Annotated in this window: 15 protein-coding genes; 2 read left to right on the forward strand and 13 right to left on the reverse strand. The window is 37.7% G+C overall.

Annotation, left to right across the window (positions count from 1 at the left end):
• Positions 1-33 precede the first annotated feature (33 nt).
• The 7 genes from dtd to NQ185_RS02465 form a co-directional block, all read right to left on the reverse strand.
• Positions 34-471, reverse strand: a complete 438-nt coding sequence (gene dtd, locus NQ185_RS02435) for a D-aminoacyl-tRNA deacylase (RefSeq protein WP_257579925.1) — start codon at positions 469-471, stop codon at positions 34-36.
• A 16-nt stretch (positions 472-487) separates the two neighbouring features.
• Positions 488-2,677: a RelA/SpoT family protein gene (locus NQ185_RS02440; RefSeq protein ID WP_257579926.1), complete on the reverse strand. Its 2,190-nt coding sequence runs from the start codon at positions 2,675-2,677 to the stop codon at positions 488-490.
• Between the two features lie 159 nt (positions 2,678-2,836).
• Entirely contained in the window at positions 2,837-3,349 is a 513-nt protein-coding gene (locus NQ185_RS02445) for an adenine phosphoribosyltransferase (protein ID WP_257579927.1), read from the reverse strand.
• Complete coding sequence (recJ, locus tag NQ185_RS02450; RefSeq protein ID WP_257579928.1) at positions 3,340-5,685, reverse strand: single-stranded-DNA-specific exonuclease RecJ; 2,346 nt, start codon at positions 5,683-5,685, stop codon at positions 3,340-3,342. The genes NQ185_RS02445 and recJ overlap by 10 nt, the downstream gene beginning before the upstream one ends.
• A 46-nt stretch (positions 5,686-5,731) precedes the next feature.
• Positions 5,732-6,634 (reverse strand): cation diffusion facilitator family transporter, encoded by a 903-nt coding sequence (locus NQ185_RS02455; RefSeq protein WP_257579929.1) that lies wholly within the window; start codon positions 6,632-6,634, stop codon positions 5,732-5,734.
• Between the two features lie 359 nt (positions 6,635-6,993).
• Complete coding sequence (gene secDF, locus NQ185_RS02460; protein ID WP_257579930.1) at positions 6,994-9,261, reverse strand: protein translocase subunit SecDF; 2,268 nt, start codon at positions 9,259-9,261, stop codon at positions 6,994-6,996.
• 112 nt (positions 9,262-9,373) lie between these two features.
• On the reverse strand, positions 9,374-9,682 hold the full coding sequence (locus tag NQ185_RS02465; RefSeq protein ID WP_257579931.1) for a post-transcriptional regulator: 309 nt from the start codon (positions 9,680-9,682) through the stop codon (positions 9,374-9,376).
• Between the two features lie 121 nt (positions 9,683-9,803).
• On the opposite strand from NQ185_RS02465, the gene spoVB reads away from it, so the two are divergent.
• The gene (gene spoVB / locus NQ185_RS02470) at positions 9,804-11,351 is read left to right on the forward strand and encodes a stage V sporulation protein B (protein WP_257579932.1); all 1,548 of its coding nucleotides are present in this window, start codon (positions 9,804-9,806) and stop codon (positions 11,349-11,351) included.
• On the opposite strand, the gene NQ185_RS02475 is transcribed toward spoVB, so the two are convergent.
• Positions 11,352-12,002, reverse strand: coding sequence for a DUF421 domain-containing protein (locus NQ185_RS02475; RefSeq protein WP_257579933.1), 651 nt, complete (start codon positions 12,000-12,002; stop codon positions 11,352-11,354).
• Between the two features lie 172 nt (positions 12,003-12,174).
• On the opposite strand from NQ185_RS02475, the gene NQ185_RS02480 reads away from it, so the two are divergent.
• A complete protein-coding gene (locus tag NQ185_RS02480; RefSeq protein WP_308784463.1) occupies positions 12,175-12,534 on the forward strand; it encodes a TIGR04086 family membrane protein in 360 nt (119 codons plus the stop codon).
• 221 nt (positions 12,535-12,755) lie between these two features.
• Here NQ185_RS02480 and yajC read toward each other — a convergent pair whose 3' ends face one another.
• The 5 genes from yajC to ruvB all read right to left on the reverse strand — a co-directional run bounded on the left by yajC (position 12,756) and on the right by ruvB (position 16,636).
• Positions 12,756-13,028, reverse strand: coding sequence for a preprotein translocase subunit YajC (gene yajC, locus NQ185_RS02485; RefSeq protein ID WP_257579934.1), 273 nt, complete (start codon positions 13,026-13,028; stop codon positions 12,756-12,758).
• 31 nt (positions 13,029-13,059) lie between these two features.
• Entirely contained in the window at positions 13,060-14,199 is a 1,140-nt protein-coding gene (tgt, locus tag NQ185_RS02490) for a tRNA guanosine(34) transglycosylase Tgt (RefSeq protein ID WP_257579935.1), read from the reverse strand.
• Between the two features lie 204 nt (positions 14,200-14,403).
• Positions 14,404-15,429, reverse strand: a complete 1,026-nt coding sequence (gene queA / locus NQ185_RS02495) for a tRNA preQ1(34) S-adenosylmethionine ribosyltransferase-isomerase QueA (RefSeq protein WP_257579936.1) — start codon at positions 15,427-15,429, stop codon at positions 14,404-14,406.
• On the reverse strand, positions 15,429-15,638 hold the full coding sequence (locus NQ185_RS02500; protein ID WP_257579937.1) for a DUF2905 domain-containing protein: 210 nt from the start codon (positions 15,636-15,638) through the stop codon (positions 15,429-15,431). Before NQ185_RS02500 ends, queA begins: the two co-directional genes overlap by 1 nt.
• Positions 15,635-16,636 (reverse strand): Holliday junction branch migration DNA helicase RuvB, encoded by a 1,002-nt coding sequence (gene ruvB / locus NQ185_RS02505; protein ID WP_257579938.1) that lies wholly within the window; start codon positions 16,634-16,636, stop codon positions 15,635-15,637. The genes NQ185_RS02500 and ruvB overlap by 4 nt, the downstream gene beginning before the upstream one ends.
• Positions 16,637-16,655: the final 19 nt, after the last annotated feature.

Below are 16,655 nucleotides of genomic sequence, written 5' to 3' on the forward strand. Positions count from 1 at the left end.
ATGTTAAGAAACCTTCCTCACTTGCCTTATATATTACCTTTCCAAAACAAGTGTAACCGGTCCATCATTAATTAATTTTACATCCATCATTGCGCCAAAAATACCCGTCTCTACTTGAATGCCTTTTTCTTTTAATAGCTGATTAAAACGATGATATAATATTTCGGCATGTTCAGGTTTTGCGGCATTCATGAAGTTTGGCCTTCTTCCTTTAGTGCAATCCCCGTAAAGAGTAAATTGTGAAATGGATAAAATTGCTCCTTCCGTATCAATCAAAGAGCGGTTCATTTTTCCTGCATCATCTTCAAAGATTCGTAAATTGACAATTTTATCTGCTAGCCATTCACATTCTTGCTCAGAATCTTCATGGGTAATTCCTACTAATAAAACAAAACCTTGGTCTATCGAACCTGTAATATTACCTTCTACTGTTACACTTGCCTCTTTACATCTTTGCAATACTACTCTCATTAATGATTAAAACTCCTTAGTTCATTATTCTTCTAACGGCATATATATCTGGAATTTGTTTAATTTTATCTACAACCTTATGAAGATGACCGATATTTTGGATGGATATCGACATCATAATCGTTGCCATTTTATTACGGTCCGATCTTCCAGTTACCGCTGTAATGTTTGTTTTTGTTCCACTGACGGTTTGAAGAACTTCATTTAATAAACCCCGGCGGTCAAAGCCTGATATTTCAATTTCCACATTATATTCCTTGCGATTCGCTGAATCTGATTCCCATTCTACTGGAATTAATCGGTTTTCCATTTCACTAGCATCAATATTTGGGCAATCTGCTCGGTGAACTGAAACACCTCGCCCTTTCGTAACAAATCCGATGATCTCATCCCCCGGCACAGGATTGCAGCACCTTGATAAACGGATGAGTAAATTATCAGCACCTTTTACCGTTACTCCGGCATCATGACGTTTTGGAGCGGGATCGGTTTTTACTTCTGCCGTAATCTCCCTCTCCGCTTCTTCCTGATCCCGTTGTTTTCTTAACTTTTCTGTGAGACGATTTGCCACTTGTAATGCTGAAATGCCGTTATATCCGACGCTTGCAAACATATCGTCTTCATTTCCAAAATTGAATTTGTCTGCGACTTTTTTAAGATTTTCAGCAGTCATTACCTTCTTCAGGTCAAAATCCATTTCTTTAATTTCTTTTTCAACCAATTCTCTACCTTTAAGGATATTTTCCTCTTTACGCTGCCTCTTAAAAAATTGTCGAATTTTATTTTTTGCTTGCGAAGTTTGTGCCAGCTTCAACCAGTCCTGGCTAGGTCCATATGAATGCTTGGAAGTGAGGATTTCAATAATATCCCCAGTTTTTAATTTATAGTCTAATGTAACGATTTTACCGTTAATTTTTGCTCCAATTGTCTTATTTCCTATTTCGGAGTGAATTCGATATGCGAAATCAATTGGAACAGATCCCGCAGGAAGCTCAATAACATCCCCTTTAGGAGTAAACACAAACACCATATCAGAAAAGAGATCAATTTTTAATGACTCCATAAATTCTTCTGCATTTTCAGATTCATTTTGGAACTCTAGTATCTCCCTGAACCAAGAAAGTTTTTTCTCGAAAGATGCTTGAGGAGTAATTGTTTTTCCTTCTTTATATGCCCAATGGGCGGCAACCCCAAATTCTGAGATACGATGCATTTCCATTGTCCTAATTTGGACTTCAAGAGGGTCGCCTTTCGGTCCAATAACAGTGGTATGCAGGGATTGGTACATATTTGGCTTCGGCATCGCGATATAATCCTTGAAGCGTCCCGGCATAGGTTTCCAACACGTATGAATAATTCCCAATACTGCATAACAATCTTTTATACTATTAACAATAATCCGAACCGCAAGCAAATCATATATTTCATTAAACTGCTTATGCTGGAGAACCATTTTTCGATAAATGGAATAAATATGCTTCGGTCTTCCGTAAACTTCCGCTTTTATTTCCATTTCATCAAGGCGATCCTTCACTTCGGACATGACATCTTCAAGATATTGCTCCCGCTCTTCCCTTTTTCTTTTCATTAAATTGACAATCCGGTAATACTGCTGAGGATTTAAATAACGGAGAGCAGTATCTTCAAGTTCCCATTTGATTTTTGAAATCCCGAGCCGATGTGCTAATGGGGCGAAAATTTCTAGTGTTTCATTTGCAATCCTTCTTTGCTTTTCCGGAGGTAAATGTTTAAGTGTGCGCATATTGTGAAGTCTATCCGCTAATTTTATCAAAATGACCCTAATATCTTGTGCCATAGCGATAAACATTTTCCGATGATTCTCCGCTTGTTGTTCTTGATGTGATTTATACTTAATTTTACCTAACTTCGTAACCCCATCGACAAGCATCGCTACTTCGTTGCCAAATGCTTCTTTTATCTCAGCAATAGTGACAGACGTATCTTCAACGACATCGTGGAGAAAGCCACCTATTAATGTTGCCGGATCCATCTCTAAATCTGCAAGTATGCCTGCTACTTGAATAGGGTGGATAATGTAAGGCTCCCCTGATTTACGAAATTGTTCTTTATGTGCAGCACTTGCAAACTCATACGCTTTTTGCACTAATGCAACATTTTCAGCATTCAAGTATTTACTTGTTTGATTTATCACTTCTTCCGCTAGTATTTTTTCATCTTTAGCCATGAGGATCACCTTTTTATGAAAATTGAATATATGATATCTATTATCGAGAAAAGAGACACAGTTGTAAAGGTTTTGACAATAATTTCAACAAAATAATAAAATAGTAAGGCTGCCCCTTCGCAAAAATCATCCGCGAATTTTTGGGACAGCCATTGAAAATTAGAATGTCATTAATGAAAGGATGTCATAGCCATCCAAACTTTCCCTACCATTTAAGTATGACAGTTCAATAAGAAATGCAATTCCCGCAACGACACCACCGAGTTTTTCAACTAATTCAATTGTAGCTTGAATAGTGCCACCAGTTGCCAATAAATCATCGGTTATAAGTACTCTTTGCCCAGGTTTGATTGCATCCTTATGTATCGTAAGTGCATCTTTCCCGTACTCTTTTCCGTAATCTGCTTTTATTGTTTCACGAGGAAGCTTTCCTTCTTTACGCACAGGAGCAAACCCAAGACCTAATGCATAAGCCACCGGACATCCGATGATAAACCCTCTTGCTTCTGGACCCACAACGATGTCGATTTTCTTTTCCTTTGCGTAATCCACTATTTGATCAGTAGCGTAGTGGTATGCCTCGCCATGATCCATCAACGTTGTAATATCCTTAAAAATGATCCCTTCCTTCGGCCAGTCAGGGACAATCGTAATAAATTGTTTCAAATCCATGCTTTTGTTTCCTCCTCATAAGACACATTATGTGCCAACCTTTCATCGAACCATGTTTTCAATTCCGTATTCGATGAAAATAACAATAATTTTTCCATACTAATTTGCTCTTGTTTTTTTTGATACGTCTGCGAATCTGCTAGATCTTTTTTCTGCTTAGCTGGATTAACTGTAATGAATCCATCCTTTATTGTAACAAAATTTAATTCAAAAAACACTTGCGACATAAACTTAACTGTTTCTACTGACCAGCCTCTATATTTCGCAAGGTCTTCTCCAAATTTCTTCAAATCAAAACGTTGCCTTTTTAAAAGGAAGGCATAATACCACTTGAAATGGTCCCTTGTGGGAATGATAGAAAAAAATTGTGTCTGAGCATGATAAAAATGCGCATATATGCGCTCTGGGGTCTTACCTTTAATAAGCATTTCTAGTATTTCAATATCTTCTGGCAAATCATATAGGATGATTTGTTTTTCATTTATATTAATTTCGCTTGCATCTTCCTTATTTTTTACCAATATGAGATTATTTCTATACTCAAATTGTTTCATATACTTCTCAGCAAAAATAATCAACATTTTCGTCGGATCATCTAGATCTATTTGCTTATTACCCCGTACGTCAAAAAGCTGCCATTCACGAATAGCCAAATCCTTCATAACGATTTGTGGTTTTCTCATATTATTCCACTCATTGATTGAAAGTTCACCAATAACGGATATTTTTGAATTTGCCGATATATCATCCGCTAAATGACCAATATTAAAACCAACTCCATCAAGTGTAAACCCTGGCTTTTCTAAAGTCATTTTTAAATGCGTCTTATTTGCTCCTATTTTTCTTACTTCGGTTGCCATTGTACTTTGGATCATTACTTTAGGTTTGGGGTTTCCCATTCCAAAAGGTGCAAGCAACTCTAATTGTCCAATCGCTTCAACATTTACCTCATCAATGGAAAGTGCCGCATCTAATTCTGTTACAGGGATAAAGTCTTCAGCTGTAAGTTGATTTCCACAAGCTTCGTCCAGATTCCGGCGTAAAAGATCAACATCTTCAATCTTTAAGGTCATTCCAGCCGCCATTGGATGACCGCCAAAATGAGGAAGTAAATGGGATAGAGCTGAGAGATTTTTATATAAGTTAAAACCGTGAATACTTCGAGCAGATCCTTTAGCAAGTCCCGTTGTTTTGTCGTAGCTTAAAACGATAGCTGGCCTATAAAAGCGATCCACCAATCTAGAGGCTACGATACCAATTACACCCGCGCTCCAACCTTCTTTTCCAATAACAATAATGTTATTTTCATTGGGCGGAAAATCATTTTCGACCATAGCGACTGCTTCATTTGTTATTTCTGTAACATTTTGCTGCCGCTCTTTATTCATAAAATCTATTTCTTCAGCAAGCTGCTCGGCAGCTTCAATATCATTTGTTCTTAATAATTCTACTGCTGGAGCCGCATGATTCATTCGACCCGCTGCATTCAACCTTGGCCCAATGACAAATCCAACCGTTTCCTCATTAATTTCAGATAACTTAGCTCCGGATATTTTACATAAAGCTTGAAGACCTTTACGTGTTGTATAGGTTAATTTCTTCAAACCTGCCTTTACAAGAAGACGATTTTCCCCGTGCAATGGTACAAGGTCAGCAATAGTGCCAATGGCAACTAAATCAAGCAATTCTTCAGGAAGTTCTCCATTTATAGCGTGTGCAAGTTTAAACGCAACTCCCACACCTGCAAGCTCTGAAAATGGGTAATTTGAATGAGGCAGTTTTGGATGAATAATTGCAAATGCTTCTGGTAGAATGTTTCCAGGCTCATGGTGATCTGTGATAATCACGTCGATGCCAAGTTCATTTGCCAGTTTTACTTCATTAATGGCTGAAATTCCTGTATCCACCGTAATAATTAATGTTATCCCTTGTTTATGAGCCTCTCTGAATGCATTTTCATTTGGCCCATATCCTTCTGTAAAACGATTCGGGATATAATATGTAACATTTGCATTCATTTTTGTTAGAATGTCCATCATTACAGTTGTGCTTGTTACACCATCAGCATCATAATCACCGAAAATTAAAATTGGTTCGTACGTTTCAATTGCCCTTTTAATTCTATCTATACTCCTATCCATATCGGGAAATAAAAAAGGATCATGAAATTCTCCGCTTTCTGAATGTATAAATTCTCTTGCTTCGATAACATCATTTATTCCTCGATTAATAAGCATAGAGGCCAAAAGTGGAGAAATATTTAATTGTTCTGCGAGTGCTTTTACGGTTTGATCATTCGTAGTTTGAACAACCCACCTCGTTTTAGGATATAACATTGGTCCACCTCTCTAAACTAACATAACATAAAGTATAAGTTTTATATCACTTTTTTTCATCTGGATGATCAGGATTAATATGAACGAAAACATTATGGACGTCCGGATGTTCCATTAGCTTTGATTTCACCTTTTTACCAATTTCATGCCCTTCTATTACGGTAATGTTGGGATCAACTGATATTTTCAAATCAATAATAACATAATATCCATGTTCTCTAGCATGAAGTTCTCCAATTTCTCTTACCTCTTGTACAGAAGCTACTATTTTTCTAAAAACAGTTGTATCTTCCTCATGGAGAACATGATCCAATGTATTATGAATAGAATCAGCTCCAAGCTTCCAAGCCATTTTTAACACAAGTATTGACACAGCCACACCTGCTACCGGATCTCCATACTCTAGCCAATGAATATTGAATTTTCTTCCTAATATTGATGCTCCAATTCCTATAAGGGCAGCAATCGAAGAATAGACATCCGACCTATGCTCATATGCATTTACAATTAAGGCGTCGCTTTTTAATTTTTTCCCTAATCGATATTTATATTGAAAAAGTGCCTCTTTAACAATAATGGAAAAAATAACAGCGTATATGGCAATGCTCCCGGGTACTGAAACTGTAGTAAATAAGGCGGTAATGGAGGATTTTCCAATTTGCAGCCCAGCTAGGAATAGAATAACAGCAACGATGATGGCCGCGATGGATTCAGCTTTTCCATGCCCGTACGGATGATCTTCATCGGGTGGTCTCTTTGCTGCCCTAAGGCCAATATAAACAGCTAGTGAACCAGCTATATCAGACGCAGAATGAGCAGCGTCAGCGATTAAAGCCTTACTATTTGCTTTCAAACCTATGAAACCTTTTATAATCGTTAAGATGATATTAACAATAATCCCTAACCATGCGGCAAATGCTGCTTGTTTAAAACGATCATCCTGATTCATTGCTTACTCCTTTTTTCTGTTCTGTATATTCATAAATGTAGTATTCTACTTTTTTGGCAAAAAAAACCGCAGAATCTTCTGCGGGTTTTTTTATTATCCAGTTCCGGCGCTTTTGCTTTTCTTTGTCCAGCTACAGCGCCTATCGACTAGCAAACTTCTTGTCCTCTTCCCTACGATAAGTCAACATCAGGTGAAATTTGAAGTGCCAATTTCACTAGCTCGTCCCTCGCCGTGTTTCCTTTATCTCAGTCAGAGGCCGAAAAAGGAACGTCGACTAAAACCGCCACGTCCTGTGGCGACGTCGACGAACCCACATCCTGTGGGCCTGTACGTCGATGGACAGGCGCTTTCGCTTTTCTTTAGACTTGTGGTTCATCAGACCATTTCTTTTTCTCTTTAACAGTGTTGATCGGACCATTTTTCCTTAATTCTCTCACTTTCATATCATACCACAACTGGGCGGATATGAAGATGGAAGAATATGTTCCTGCTAGTAGTCCGACAAGCAGGGCAAGTGAAAAACCGCGGATTGATTCACTTCCAAGTATAAGTAAGGCAACGACAGTAATAATAACTGTAAGTACAGTATTGATGGAGCGTGTCAAGGTTTGGCGCAAGCCCTGATTGACAACATCAGCAATATCTTGTTCTGTTTTCAAACGTTTTTTTGCAGTCATGTTTTCACGAATCCTGTCAAACGTCACAATTGTGTCATTTATAGAATAACCAACAATCGTCAATACTGCGGCAATAAACGTTAAATCTACTTCAAGCCTTGTTAAACTAAAGAAAGCAAGGATAAAAAAGGCATCATGTAGGAGACCAAGTACAGATGTAAGCCCCATTGCATATTCAAATCTAAGAGAAACATAAATAATAATCCCAATTGCTGCAATGATTAGTGCTTTAAATGCATTCTTCACTAGTTCCTTACCAACAGTTGGCGAAACAGTACTTACATTCGGTTCGGTACCATATTTGTCCGAGAAATGTGTTTTCATCTTAGCAATTTCTGCTTTATTCAAAGGATCTTTATATCGTGCGACTCCGATCTCGTTGTTAGACCCCTTTAGTACAATATTTTCTGTTGGAAATCCGATTTCAGTTAACTCCGTTTTGACTTCTTCAGTTGTTAATGATTTTCCTGTACTAATTTCAACCATTGTACCACTTGAAAAGTCAATTCCAAGATTTAATCTAAAAATCCCTAGTATAATAATTCCACTAACAATTAAAATAGTTGAAAATACATAGAATTTTTTACGATGCTTTACAAAATCAAACTTATCAAAGCGTGTCGGTATATCATGGGTCGTCTTGTTGTCTGAAAGGGCATAGATTTGAGATTGCTTTATTCCGAACCAGCCTGGTTTATCCTTTAAGAAACGACTGTTCACCCATAATCCGAGCAAAAGTCTAGAACCATAAACAGCAGTCAAAAAGCTCATTAATATACTGATGATGAGCATTGTAGCAAACCCTTTAACAGAGCTTGTCCCAAAATAGAATAAAACAGCACCCGCAAGCAATGTGGTAATGTTTGCATCAAATATGGCAACGAACGATGATTTATTCCCCGCGTCGAAAGCAGACTTAATCGATCTTCCTACTTTTATTTCTTCCTTTATTCGCTCATATGTTAATATATTTGCATCGACTGCCATACCAACCCCGAGAATTAAAGCGGCAATACCTGGCAATGTCAATACACCATTCATTAAATCAAAAATTAGCAGAATTAAGTAGATGTAAATCGAAAGGGTAATTGTTGCAATAACCCCTGGAAAACGATAATAAGCTATCATAAAGAGGAAAATAATCGCAATCCCCAAAATTCCTGCCTCTACTGTTTTATTTAGTGCCTGTTCCCCGAACTGTGCACCTACAGAAGTAGAATAAACTTCTGTTAACTTAACAGGTAAAGCTCCGGCATTTAAAAGATTGGCCAAATTTTCAGCTTCTTGCTGTGTAAAATTTCCCTCTATTGTAACTTCAGTTGTATTGAATACTTCATTTACATTTGGATTTGATAACATTTTGGGGTTGCCATTTACTAAGGCATCCTTGTAAGAATCGACCCCTTCTTCGAAATCAAGCCAGATGACAAGCTGGTTATTCGGTGCCATGTCAACAATTTTCTTTGTAACATCTCTGAATTTTTTTCTTTCTTTTAATTCAACTGAAACAATCGGTTGATTATTTCTTGATGAAATTGTTGCTTTAGCGCCGCCTTCTTTTAGATCTGTTCCTGAGAGCATGATGTTGTCATTGACATCACGGAAGGATAGCGTTGCTGTCGTACCTAATGTTTCACGAGCTTGGTTTTGATCCTCTACACCAGGCAACTGCACCCTTATGCGATCTGTACCTTCAATTTGAATATTTGGTTCACTTACACCAATGACGTTGATTCGATTATTAAGTGCCTGCGTTGTATGTACAAGAGTTTCCTTATCAATTTTTTGATTCTTGTCAACCGCTGTAACATCATATAAAACTTCAAAACCACCTTGAAGATCAAGCCCTAACTTAATTTTTTTCACGATAGGATTTGATGTAGTACCAATTAAACTTGCCATTAAAATGATAATAAGAAAAAATGCGATAATTCTGCCTCGTTTAACCATTAAATATAGTTCCCCCTTGCGTTGATGAGCATAGAACGTATGCAGCAAGTACATTTTAAAAACATAACAAGTATAAGCTAATAAAGATTACAGTGTCAATTTCACATTCTTTTTATTTTACTTGCAAAAGTTCCTGAAGTTCATCACTTTCAATATCAGAAAACCAATCTGGAGATTTAAAAGCCTCAACTGTGGCAAAATTCATAAATTCTCCAACCTTCATCGATAGAATATCGGAAACTAATTCGTAAATCCGAATTCCTTCCTTATGTTTTTTCCACTTTTTTTTCGTTAAAAAACTCCAAAGGTCTTCCGTTTTTACTTTGCCATACCCTAATACAGCAAATTCTTCGGCTTTACTAGTAAGTGCAGGTTCTAACATATGTAAATATGAATCATAAGGATGATGAGAAGTCTCCATGATTTAACCGCCTTCCAAATATTTTATCCTTCGTTATCGACAACTTGTCATGCTTTGTCCACTTCATTGCATATACTTCATTGTAATCGATTGATAGAGATTTGAGAAGGCAGGGAATAAAATGACTAAGTTTCTAAGAGGAACAATCATATTAATGGCTGCAGGATTAATCACGAGACTTCTTGGATTTATCAATAGAATTGTCATCGCAAGAATGATTGGGGCTGAGGGCGTAGGTTTATTTATGATGTCCTTCCCGACACTTATCCTAGTTATTACCTTAACGCAAATGGGATTACCTGTAGCGATTTCTAAAGCGGTCGCAGAGGCAGAAGCTAGGGGAGATAGAAAGAAAATCAAAAAAATCCTTGCTGTCTCACTGGCTGTTACTGGAACCTTATCACTCATTTTTACACCAGCCTTAATTTTTGCAGCACCATTTTTATCAAAAGCACTTTTTACGGACCCAAGAACATATTACCCCTTAGTTGCAATAGCTCCAATTATTCCGATCGTCGCCATCTCTTCTGTTATTAGGGGATACTTCCAAGGCAAGCAAAATATGAAACCTGCTGCAATTTCTCAAGTGATTGAGCAAATTGTCCGAATTGCTCTAATCGCAATTTTTGCTAAGAGATTTTTACCACTGGGAATCGAATATGCGGCAGCTGCTGCAATGGTCGCTTCCGTCCTTGGTGAACTAGCCTCTTTAGGCTATTTATTTATGATGTTTAAAGTAAAGAAGAAGTTCCCGATTAGAAAAAACTTTTTCAAATCAGTTAAAGCAGGCGGAAAAACGTTAAAGGAGTTAATGGATGTAGCTCTACCTACGACAGGAAGTAGAATGATTGGATCGCTCGCCTGGTTTTTTGAACCAATTGTCGTTTCCCATAGTTTACTACTTGCGGGCATTGCAGCCGGGGTTGCAACGAAGCAATATGGGTTGTTAACCGGATTTGCATTGCCTTTACTTATGCTCCCATCCTTTATTACCCATTCGCTTTCAACATCGCTTGTTCCGGCCATTAGTGAAGCAAATGCAAATCGAAATTATAAACTAGTTGAGCATAGACTGCAGCAGGCATTAAGATTCGCTCTCCTTACGGGTGGACTAGCCGTTGTCGTTTTATATGTATTTGCCAAACCACTCATGACTTTAATGTATGGAGCACCAACTGGTTTTGAATTTATTAGATTAATTGCCCCTTTCTTTATTTTTTATTACTACCAGGGGCCATTGCAGGCTATTCTCCAAGCGTTGGATTTGGCCAGTGCAGCTATGATTAATAGCCTAATAGGGGCTGTTCTTAAAATTGCAGTTATTTTCGTTCTCGCATCTCAGCCACAATTCGGAATTAATGGTGCTGCCCTTGGAATAGCCGCTGGAACTGTATTAGTTACGATGCTCCATTTTGCCACGGTTTTGAAAAAAATTCAATTTTCGATTTATTTATTGGACTATGGAAAATTCATAGTCGCTACAGTTCTGTCCGGTATCGCTGGGACAATTTATTACAAAAATACATTAATTGAAAGCCATGAGTTAGTTCGCCTTCTTATAGGCATCGGGGTTATTACTTTTTCATATATTCTACTTTCCATTTTGTTTAAGTTATTAACCAAAAACGATTTATTAAGAATTCCTATCATCAACCGATTCATTCGTTAATTATTTTGGATCGATATAATCTACAAAGAACTTTCCATCTTGAAAACTACAAAAAGATATTTGATCTATTTCATTATGACCACGTTCATCTAGTTCTTTTCTAAGCCAAGTTTCATCTTTTTGCAATTCATCCAAATGATCTTGCTGAATTTTTCCATTTAAAATGATTGGAAGGGTGTACGTTGCCGTTTTCTTATTATTTGATTTTTTAATAATTGATAGCTCTCCGGAAGTTTCTAGGATGGCGAATTCGACATCGGCAATATTCGTTATATCTTTTGTTCTAAGCTGCATCAGTAAATCGTCAAAATTATACCGTAGCTTTTTCATCATATTCTCATCTATTTTGCCGTTTTTTATTATTAATGATGGTTTCCCGTCAAGGATTTTTCTAAACTTTCTACTCTTTAATGATAAAAAAGCCATAAGCATTTGAATTAACATAAGCACAGCCATCGGAATTATCGTATGAAGAATGGGATCTTTATGTTGTTCAATAGCGATAACCGCCATTTCACCCAGCATAATAAATACAACAAGATCCAGTACACTTAACTCTCCTATTTCTCGTTTACCCATAACCCTGAAAATCACAAGAATTACTGCATACAAAAGAATTGTACGTAAAATGATGATTAAGAAATTTTCCATATCCTTTTTTCCTCCTCTTCATAGCACATTTTAGTATGCCCTATTAAATGAGAAAAATTGAGGAAAAATCATTCTAAAAACAAAGTAAGTGAATAAGCATGTACAGAGATGAGTCAGTCAGGAAACAAGGAAGGAGTGCATAAATATAGAAGCAAAAAAATTTGGAGTTTCTATTCTTTATGGAGTCATTGCTATTTTACTTTTAGGTGTTGTTACAAGCTTGATATTTTCCCTTATCTTACAATTTACTGAGACCCAGGAAAAGTCTATCAACTTGCTGATCACAATCATTTCCTTTCTCTCAGTGTTTGCAGGTGGGTTTATATGTGGGGGAAAAGGAAAACAAAAAGGCTGGTTAATAGGAGGAGCTACTGGACTCGTTTATAGTCTACTAATATTGATGTACCAGTTTTTAGGTCATAGCTCATTATTTTCTCTCGAACAACTGGTATACCATATTTGTTATATTTTAACAGCTATGATGGGAGGAGTTTTAGGCGTAAATATATTATCCGGACCCGTTCATAACTAAAAAAGATCCATAAAAAGAAAGAAGCTGTCAATTTCATTGACTCGCTTCTTTTCGTTTTTTATCATTGTCTAGCTACAGCGCCTATCGACTGGTGGATTTCTACTTCCCTTCCTACGATAAGTCAACATCAATTTGTCCTTTCGGACTCATTGTGTTTCCTTTATCTCGTCAGGGAATACGAAATCCATACGTCGATTGGCAAGTCGCTTTCGCTTTTCGTTTTAATTCCCACTAACGGACTCGGTTACATCGCGAACAGCAGCACGATCATATGTAAGCCTGCTTCCATCCCCACATTTAATGACGATTTTTCCTTCGTCAATCGCATCAACAATACCATGAAGGCCGCCAATTGTGACGATCTTGTCCCCTTTTTGCAAACTGCTTTGCATGTTTTGAACCGCTTTTTGCCGCTTTTGGTTTGGTCTTATTAGTAAGAAATAAAACAATACAAACATTAAAATAAACGGTGATAAGCCTAATAAAGTTTCCATTTTAAGTTTCCCTCCTTTAAACGATAAGTTATTAGAAATTTTTCGCGTCCGGAAGATTGAATCCATATCGCTCAAAAAATTCTTCTCTGAAGTCACCCAGGCGATCCTCTTTAATCGCATTTCTGACTTGCTTCATCAATTTTAACAGAAAATATAAATTATGGTAAGTCGTAAGTCTAATTCCGAACGTTTCGTCACATTTTATTAAATGTCTAATATAAGCACGGGAATAATTCCTGCATGTATAACAATCACAATTTTCATCAAGAGGCCCAAAATCTCTTGCATAGGCAGCATTTTTGATAACTAATCTACCGTTACTCGTCATACATGTTCCGTTTCTCGCAATTCTTGTTGGCAACACACAATCAAACATATCCACACCGCGGATCGCACCATCAACTAATGAATCCGGAGAACCGACCCCCATTAAATATCTTGGTTTATCACTTGGTAAGAGCGGGGTAGTAAATTCCAACACTTTATTCATTACATCTTTTGGTTCACCTACTGATAATCCACCAATAGCATAGCCCGGAAAATCTAATGAAACGAGGTCCTTCGCACTTTGTGTTCTTAAATCCTCATATTCCCCGCCTTGTACAATCCCAAACAACCCTTGATCTTCCGGTCGTTTATGTGCCTTCAAGCATCTTTCCGCCCACCGGGAAGTACGCTCCACTGATTTTTTCATATATTCATGAGTTGCAGGAAAAGGTGGACATTCATCAAATGCCATCATAATATCTGAACCAAGCGCATTTTGAATTTCCATTGCTTTTTCCGGTGATAAAAATAATTTATCACCATTTAAGTGATTGCGAAAATGGACACCCTCTTCTTCTATTTTCCTAAACTCACTTAATGAAAAAACTTGAAAACCGCCCGAATCGGTAAGAATAGCTTGATCCCAATTCATAAACGAATGGAGGCCACCTGCATCTTTCACGATTTGCTCCCCCGGCCGGAGCCAGAGATGATAAGTATTGCTAAGGATGATACCCGCACCCATTTCCTTTAATTCTTCAGGTGCCATCGTTTTAACAGTTGCCAATGTCCCTACAGGCATAAACATCGGTGTTTCATATGAACCATGTGGTGTATGAATCATTCCAAGACGTGCCCCTGTTTGCTTACACGTCTTAATCAATTCGTATTTAATAGCAGTCAAGCAATTCATTTCCTTTCTACATATCTTATAAAAGAGGATGTTCAAAAAGTCCGGTAAAAATGACACTACGAATTTCTTCGTTGGCTTGTTTCTCCGCTGGTCAAAACTGCGTTGCCTCGAAATTCCGACGTACAAGACGTGCTAGTGTCGGTGTTGCTGACAGGACGTCAGCGCTTTTAGCCGACTTGGTCCTTTTTGACCAGACTATATAATTAACATTGCATCTCCAAAACTAAAGAAACGATATCGCTCTTCAACAGCTTCGTTATATGCATGGAGTACAGGCTCACGTCCAGCTAGAGCACTGACAAGCATTATTAATGTGGACATCGGCAAATGAAAATTTGTAATCATTCCGTTAATTGCCTTAAAGGTATAGCCTGGATAAATGAATATATCCGTCCAACCACTGCCCGGATTAAAATAACCATCACGATCTGCAATCGTTTCTAACGTTCTTGTCGAAGTAGTCCCAACTGAAATGATGCGGCCACCTTGTTTCTTTACCTCGTTTAACAAAGAAGCTGTCTCCTCTGAAATACTATAATATTCCGAGTGCATGTCGTGTTCATCGATATTTTCGACACTGACCGGTCTAAAAGTCCCGAGTCCAACATGGAGCGTAATAAAGGCGATTTTAATACCTTGTTCTTGAATTTCCTCCAGAAGTTCTTCTGTAAAATGAAGCCCCGCTGTAGGCGCTGCAGCAGAACCGCGCTCTTTTGCATAAACAGTTTGATATCTGTCCTGATCCTCTAATTGCTCCTTAATATATGGCGGTAAAGGCATTTTTCCTAGAGAATCAAGAATTTCATAAAATATACCCTCGTATTGAAACTCTAGAATCCTTCCTCCATGCTCCTTTTCCTCTATACAAATTGCATTCAGCTTTCCATCTCCAAATGAAATCGTTGTTCCCTTTTTCACTCTTTTTGCCGGTTTAACGAGGGTTTCCCACTTATCACCTTCCACTTGCTTAAGTAAGAGCACCTCAATTTTTGCACCTGTTTCAAGCTTTGAGCCGAGTAATCTAGCCGGCAAAACTTTTGTATCATTTAATACAAGACAATCGCCTTTTTGTAAATAATTTAAAATATGATTAAATGTATCATGCTTTATTTTACCTGTCTCTTTATCAAGTACCATCAACCTGCTAGATGCACGGTTTTTGAGTGGTACTTGAGCGATTAATTCCTCAGGCAGCTCAAAATTAAACATTTCAACTTTCACTATTTCCCAAGCCTCCCAACAACATACAAAACTGCTGTTAAAATAATACTAATAATGATGGAAGTCATCATTGGAAAGTAAAAGGTTGTATTGCCTTTTTTAACAATAATATCACCTGGTAATTTTCCGATTTTCACAAACTGTATGAAAAAGCCCACTAAAAAAATAGCCGCTCCGATTACCATCAACAGCTTGGACATACCGCTCATTTACCAGGTACCTCCATTTTAAAATGTTCATATACAAGAGTAGTAACGATTCTGCCTCGTGGTGTCCTTTGCAGAAAACCTATTTGTAATAAATATGGTTCATATACGTCCTCAATAGTAGTCGCTTCTTCTCCTATACTAGCAGCTATCGTGTCAATGCCAACTGGACCACCTCTAAATCTTTCAATCATTCCAATCAAAAGTTTATGGTCAATATTATCCAAACCGAGCCTATCCACTTGCAACAGTTCGAGCGCCTCATCTGCTAGAGTAAAGGTAATAATTCCATCCCCTCTAACTTGTGCAAAATCCCTTACCCTTCTTAGTAGTCTATTGGCGATTCTAGGGGTTCCCCGCGAACGGCGTGCAATTTCAACCGCGGCATTCCAATCAATATCTGTTTCTAATATTTGTGCAGTTCTTACAACAATATCTGTTAGCTGCTCTTCATTATAATATTCAAGCCTGCTCAACACACCAAAACGATCTCTAAGAGGCGCAGATACTGCTCCTGCACGAGTAGTAGCCCCGACTAGAGTAAATGGGGGAAGATCAAGTCTTACTGATCTTGATTCTGGCCCTTTTCCAATAACTATATCTAAGCAGTAATCCTCCATTGCTGGATATAACACTTCTTCAATCGCTCTTGGCAATCGATGAATTTCATCAATAAATAATACTTCACCTGGCTCTAAAGAAGTTAATATTGCCGCGAGATCGCCAGGACGTTCAATTGCTGGTCCCGAAGTTGTTCTTACATTTACACCCATTTCATTGGCGATGACAACAGCTAAAGTTGTTTTCCCAAGACCTGGAGGTCCGTATAAAAGAACGTGATCCAAGGTTTCCTTTCTCATCTTCGCTGCTTTAATAAATACAGCCAAGTTGCTTTTAATTTTATCCTGGCCAATATATTGAGATAACCTTTGCGGGCGGAGACTTTGCTCGAATGAAAGATCATTACCCATTGCTTCGCTCGATAGCACTCTTTCTTCCATTCCTTCTACATCCCTTCTA

The sequence above is a fragment of the Lederbergia panacisoli genome (assembly GCF_024626525.1).
Classification (GTDB): domain Bacteria; phylum Bacillota; class Bacilli; order Bacillales; family Bacillaceae_C; genus Lederbergia; species Lederbergia panacisoli.